We start from the raw sequence: 6,031 nt of genomic DNA, 5'->3' as shown, positions 1-6,031 counted from the left end.
AGCCCTCCCCTGCCCTCTTTACGACGGTCGCTCAGACCCGCAATCAGTATGCCACGGCTGGCGGCCTGGATACGTTGGCGCAGACGGGTTCGTCGCTGGCCTTGTACAATACGCTGCTGATGCTGTCGGCCGATGAGGCGCGTGCGGCCTTCGACAGCCTTTCCGGCGAGGCTTATGCTTCCGCCACGGGCGTGCTGATCAACGACAGCCAGTTTATTCGCAATGCAGCCTTTGGTCGTCTGCAACAAGCGTTTGGCGGCGCTCCGGCAACGCCGATCAATGCGCTTTCCTATGCCGGAGCGCAAAGGCCTGTTTCGGCGTCCGTCTCGGCCATCGATGCCGTGGCTCCGGGCAGCATTGCTCCTTCTCAAAATCTCTATACCGCCTGGGGCTATGCCTATGGCGCTTGGACGAGGCAGGATAGCAATAGCAATGCAGGATCGGTAAAATCCTCTGTTGGCGGCTTTGTCACCGGTATCGACGGTACTGTGCTCGACACATGGCGTCTCGGCCTTCTGGCCGGCTACAGCCATTCCAGCTTCGATGGGGATGATCGCGCTTCATCGGGCAGCAGCGATAATTATACCCTCGGCGCCTATGCGGGAACGGAGTGGACGCTCAACAATGGCCATGCCTTGGCATTCCGGTCCGGTCTTGCCTATACATGGCATGATGTCGACATGAACCGTTCTGTCACCTTCCCCGGCTTTGCCGATAATGTGACCGGCGATTATGATGCGGGAAGTTTTCAGCTCTTTGGCGAACTTGGCTATAAGATCCACTATGGCAAAGCTCTGTTCGAGCCTTACGCGGGTCTTGCCTATCTTCACCTGAAGACCGACGGATTTGATGAAACGGGTCAGACTGCTGCCGCCCTTTCGGTTCAGTCAGGCACGACGGATACCAGCTTCTCAACGCTCGGGTTCCGCGCCTCGACAGAGTTTGCTCTGGGCAGCATCACGGCAACGGCACGGACCGACCTTGGCTGGCGCCATGCCTATGGCGACATCACGCCGGTTTCCACCGCGAGCTTCATCGGCTCGAACGCCTTCACAGTCTCTGGGCTTCCGATTGCCGAAGATGCGGCTCTCATCGAAGCAGGGCTTGATTTCAAGCTGACCGACGATGCCACACTCGGCCTGTCCTACAATGGCCAGTTTGCATCCGGCGCCAAACAGAACGGCTTCAATGCGAAACTCAGTGTGAGTTTCTAGCTTCTGAGCGGAAGTGCGAATCTTAAAGTGCGAACGGCAATATTAAGGCCCAAACCGGTCGGTGGCCGTCACAAAAAGCGGGAGCAAAACCCCGACTTTTGAAGTCGGGGTTTAGCGACGACATTCTCTATCCCATCAAGGAAGGACAGTCCGTCGCAAAAGTTAGTCAGATCGTCTGTAACCGCAGGAGGATCATCCAGCCTTCCGCTCGAAAAGGAGCACTGGGTTGCTTCGATAGACCGCGCTCGCAAATTTGTGGAAACCAAAATGCTCAGCGATCCGTAGCGATGCAGAGTTCTGAGGGTCGATCATGCATACTGTACGGTTCGCAATCCGTTGTTCATCAAACCAGTCAAAGGCCATTTGGACTGCTTCCGAGGCAAAGCCTCTTCCTTGATAGCGGCGGTCTATTTTCCACATTGCTTCAGGTGAACTATCGAATGAATCGCCATTCCCGCGGTGGAAGTGTGCCAAGCCCACTTCGCCTACGACGGTTTCGGTGGCTTTATCAACGACGATGAATGGCCCGAAACCGAAGACGGACCAGTGTCCGATGAATCTTAAGAGCCGAGCCCAGATTTCCTCCTGGCTTAGCGGTGGAATTTTTGGAAGACCTGGGATCTCCGTGGCTGTTGACCATAGTTCAGCATATCCGCCCAGCTCATCAAGAGAATGCGGGCGTAGCAGCAAACGAGTTGATTCAATTAAACTCACGACATTCGCTCTCATCAAAATTGTCTGATTCCTACTAATATTCGTCGGCTATAAGATTTACGATGGCACCCATTTTAGAACGAGATTCCGCGGAATTACTGTGCGGCCGATGGATCGCCGCGATATGCTGGCGGATCTTCTGACCGATCAGGACGTCGAAACGTTGCGCCATCTGGTCGATGGCCGCAACCGGTAGCCCCTCCCCTCCCCTTCCCTGCGCCCGAAGCCCTGTTGCTGAAATTCATCGCCCATCATCTCTGGCGACCGCAGCAACGCGAGATGGAACCCGATCACGGCATGCCGGCCGATGTGGAAGCAGACTTGCGTCAACAAGGCTTTTTGCGCGCGGCCGGACCGCATTCACCGGCCACCGTCCCTCGTCGGCTTGCCAGCTGGTCGACGCTCACCCGTTGGCGCGGGGTGGAAGGGGCATTTTCGTCGCCTGCCGTTAAATCCGCACTCCGCCTTGCCGTGCGTGCCGGCAACCGGACGCGCAGCCGTAAAAGCCCCCAGGCCATTACCGGCGATATACTGGCCAAGCTGCTGGCGACCTGTATTGGTGACGATTTGCGCACTTTGCGCGACCGGGCAATCTTGATGGTTGCCTTTGCCTCCGGCGGCCGCAGGCGCAGCGAAATTGCAAGTCTCTGCCTGGAACAGCTCGCCGAGGAAGAGCCGGTCGAGGCTGAGGATGGAACGCCCCTCCCCTCTTTGTCGATCCGTCTCGGACGAACCAAGACGGCGAGCGCCGATCATGACGAGATTGTCTATCTGACCGGTCGCCCGGTCGACGTTCTCAACACATGGATCGCAGCCGCGAAAATCGAAAGCGGCAGTCTGTTTCGCGCCGTCGATCGATGGGACAATCTGGGACGACAGGCCATCGACGCACAAACGGTCAATGCCATTGTGAAACGACGTGCCGAGCGCGCCGGTCTCGATCCAACTGCGTTTTCCGCGCACGGCCTGCGCTCCGGCTATCTTACCGAAGCGGCCAATCGCGGCATTCCGCTTCCCGAAGCCATGGAACAATCGCGCCATCGCTCCGTGCAGCAAGCGTCCGATTATTACAACAACGCCAAACGGCGCAGTGGACGCGTGTCTCGTTTACTGAGCTGATCCAGAAAACCCTTCGTACCCTCAAAAAATACGGCATCTGCCGTATTGTTCAGTCCGTTTGGAGCCAGTAAGGGCTCATGGATAACAGTGAATATCTGGCCAACTCTCGGGGAAATGACAATGGTTGGGAGTTCTCGATTTCGCCTGTCACAAGCAACGTTCTTATCAACGAACTCCTCGCCTGCTTGCTTCAAACTTCCCGATTCAAGGATTTTGTCTGCCAGAACGCCCCTGTTTTTTGCGAAACCGGCGATAGCCACGCTCTTCCTCACTCTGTTTTCACCGATCACAGCATTCAGTGCCGAACACTCCGGCGGTAATGGCGGTGCCTCGGACCAATTCTTTCAAAATGATGCGGCGTTCAGCATGCTTCAAGGGGGAAAGGGAGGAAAATCCGGGGTAGCAGCCGGCTCCGGTCTTACACCAGACTTCAATTCCGGTTTCTACGGCGAAGGCAGTGGTGGAGGCGGAGGCAGTGTTGGGAGCGACGGCGGAAATGGTGGTAATGGAGTCGACAAAGCAGGTAAACTGCCAACCACCGGTGGCCAAGGAGGATCCGGAGGAACCGCACCGGGAAGCAACGGCGGGAATGGTCAGGACGCCGTCGGGAAGGGTGGCTACGGTGCCGGCGGCGGCGGTGGCGGCGGCGGCGCAAATGGGCTTGAAGACATCGCCCTTCATCTCACCGCGACAGACCTACTTCTGGGTGGCAGTGGCGGCAGCGGCGGAAACGCACTCGAACTGACAGGACAGGATCATCACGGCGGCGGTGGGGGCGGGGGAGCCGGCGGCAATGGCGCAATTATTCGCGGCCTGATGAACAACTATGGAATTATTCGAGGCGGAATGGGCGGCAACGGAGGCATTGGTGGAGCAGGTCTGCCGGCATCTGGCACCGGGGGCGCGGGTTCGGGAGGTGACGGAGGTGACGGATTGCAGATACAGGGCTCCGGTCTCTCGCACTTAAATTTTGGCCTTATAGAGGGAGGCTCGGGCGGAGACGGCGGACGCGGCGGAAAGGGCAATAGTAGTTTCAATTATGCGGGCAACGGAGGTAATGGTGGCGACGGTGGTACCGGCATTTATTTGAGTGCCGGGAACAATCTGACGAATGCTGGAACGATCCTGGGAGGAAATGGCGGAGCCGGTGGAGATGGCGGTATCGGCTTTCAATTGTCATCCCAAAATGGGAATGATGGCGACGATGGGACTGGCGGAGTGGGGATCATCGCCAATGGTGATACTCGAATCGTCAACTTTGGTGCGATCAGCGGCGGGTTGTCGGGTGACCATCAGACGCGTTCTAACGCTCTGCTCTTCCGTGGTTCGGTAAATGTCTTGGAACTTGCCGGCCGTTCACAGCTGATAGGTGGGATCGAGCTTGACAGCGGCAGCACAGTGACCATGTCTGGAATCGATGGGCCCGTTGGATTAGACAATGATTTCAAACTTGGAGCAGGTTCGGCGTTAACACTGAACGCGGCCAGCTACAATCTCTATCTTTCTGGAATGGTCTCCGGAGAGGGCGGACTAATAAAAGATGGTTCAGAAATAGTTGAGCTGTCCGGCATCAATTCATATAGCGGCGCAACAACCTTAAACGCTGGCGTTCTGACTGTTTCTTCGGATGCAAACCTGGGCGGTTCTTCCAGCAATCTCGTGTTGAATGGCGGTGCGCTCGAAACGACAGCAACGTTTGTAATGGTACGCAACGTCGACGTGACGTCGACTGGATATATAAACACCGCTATTGGCACCGTACTTTCACTCACAGGCACAATCCAAGGCGTCGGCAATCTGACAAAATCAGGCGGCGGTGTCCTCGCTTATGATGGCCGGTCATCAGCCTTCACGGGAACAACGTCTGTTCTCTCAGGCGGGCTCATTGTTGGCTCAGAAGTCACAAAGAATAATGCGCGACTTGCCGGCTCCGTCTTAATAGAGAATGGCGCCTTACTCGGCGGACACGGGTCCGTAGGCTCCGGGCCAGGTTCTCTAGTCACGCTCGCTCCGGGAAGCAAGTTGGCTCCTGGCAACTCCATTGGCACGCTTACTGTCGACGGCGATCTGACACTGAAACCTGGTTCAGTTCTTGAAATCGAAATTGCCAGCAATGGCACTTCCGATCGCGTCGATGTGGCGGGAACTGCTACAGTTTCCGGCAGCAGTGTCTCGGTTGCCACCATCGATCCGGAAACCAGTTATCAGAATGGTCAACTCTACCATATCCTGACCGCCCACGGCGGTGTCAGTGGTGAATTCGCAAGCGTTATGTCGAACTCTGCCTTTCTCGATATGAGCCTTGCCTATAGTGACACCGCAGCAGATCTCAAAATCTGCCTGAATACCGGCTGTCCCATTCCGGTTGAGCCTGAACAGCCCTCCCCTGCCCTCTTTACGACGGTCGCTCAGACCCGCAATCAGTATGCCACGGCTGGCGGCCTGGATACGTTGGCGCAGACGGGTTCGTCGCTGGCCTTGTACAATACGCTGCTGATGCTGTCGGCCGATGAGGCGCGTGCGGCCTTCGACAGCCTTTCCGGCGAGGCTTATGCTTCCGCCACGGGCGTGCTGATCAACGACAGCCAGTTTATTCGCAATGCAGCCTTTGGTCGTCTGCAACAAGCGTTTGGCGGCGCTCCGGCAACGCCGATCAATGCGCTTTCCTATGCCGGAGCGCAAAGGCCTGTTTCGGCGTCCGTCTCGGCCATCGATGCCGTGGCTCCGGGCAGCATTGCTCCTTCTCAAAATCTCTATACCGCCTGGGGCTATGCCTATGGCGCTTGGACGAGGCAGGATAGCAATAGCAATGCAGGATCGGTAAAATCCTCTGTTGGCGGCTTTGTCACCGGTATCGACGGTACTGTGCTCGACACATGGCGTCTCGGCCTTCTGGCCGGCTACAGCCATTCCAGCTTCGATGGGGATGATCGCGCTTCATCGGGCAGCAGCGATAATTATACCCTCGGCGCCTATGCGGGAAC

Annotated in this window: 3 protein-coding genes and 1 pseudogene; 3 read left to right on the top strand and 1 reads right to left on the bottom strand. The window is 57.0% G+C overall.

Going from position 1 to position 6,031, the window contains the following annotated elements:
• Window positions 1-1,214: autotransporter outer membrane beta-barrel domain-containing protein (locus ACTJKP_RS25950; RefSeq protein WP_440632725.1), on the top strand; the 1,214-nt coding region annotated here is incomplete at its 5' end.
• A gap of 192 nt (window positions 1,215-1,406) precedes the next feature.
• Here ACTJKP_RS25950 and ACTJKP_RS25945 read toward each other — a convergent pair.
• Window positions 1,407-1,943 (bottom strand): GNAT family N-acetyltransferase, encoded by a 537-nt coding sequence (locus ACTJKP_RS25945; RefSeq protein ID WP_440632724.1) that lies wholly within the window; start codon window positions 1,941-1,943, stop codon window positions 1,407-1,409.
• Window positions 1,944-2,132: 189 nt separating this feature from the next.
• Here ACTJKP_RS25945 and ACTJKP_RS25940 point away from each other — a divergent pair.
• Together ACTJKP_RS25940 and ACTJKP_RS25935 are read left to right on the top strand one after the other, a co-directional pair.
• Window positions 2,133-3,047 (top strand): annotated as a pseudogene (locus ACTJKP_RS25940) (site-specific integrase); the annotation flags it as partial.
• Window positions 3,048-3,167: 120 nt separating this feature from the next.
• Window positions 3,168-6,031: autotransporter outer membrane beta-barrel domain-containing protein (locus tag ACTJKP_RS25935; RefSeq protein ID WP_440632723.1), on the top strand; the 2,864-nt coding region annotated here is incomplete at its 3' end.

The organism is Brucella sp. 22210 (genome assembly GCF_052045675.1).
GTDB lineage: Bacteria > Pseudomonadota > Alphaproteobacteria > Rhizobiales > Rhizobiaceae > Brucella.
This window is presented reverse-complemented; position numbering and strand designations above follow the sequence as displayed.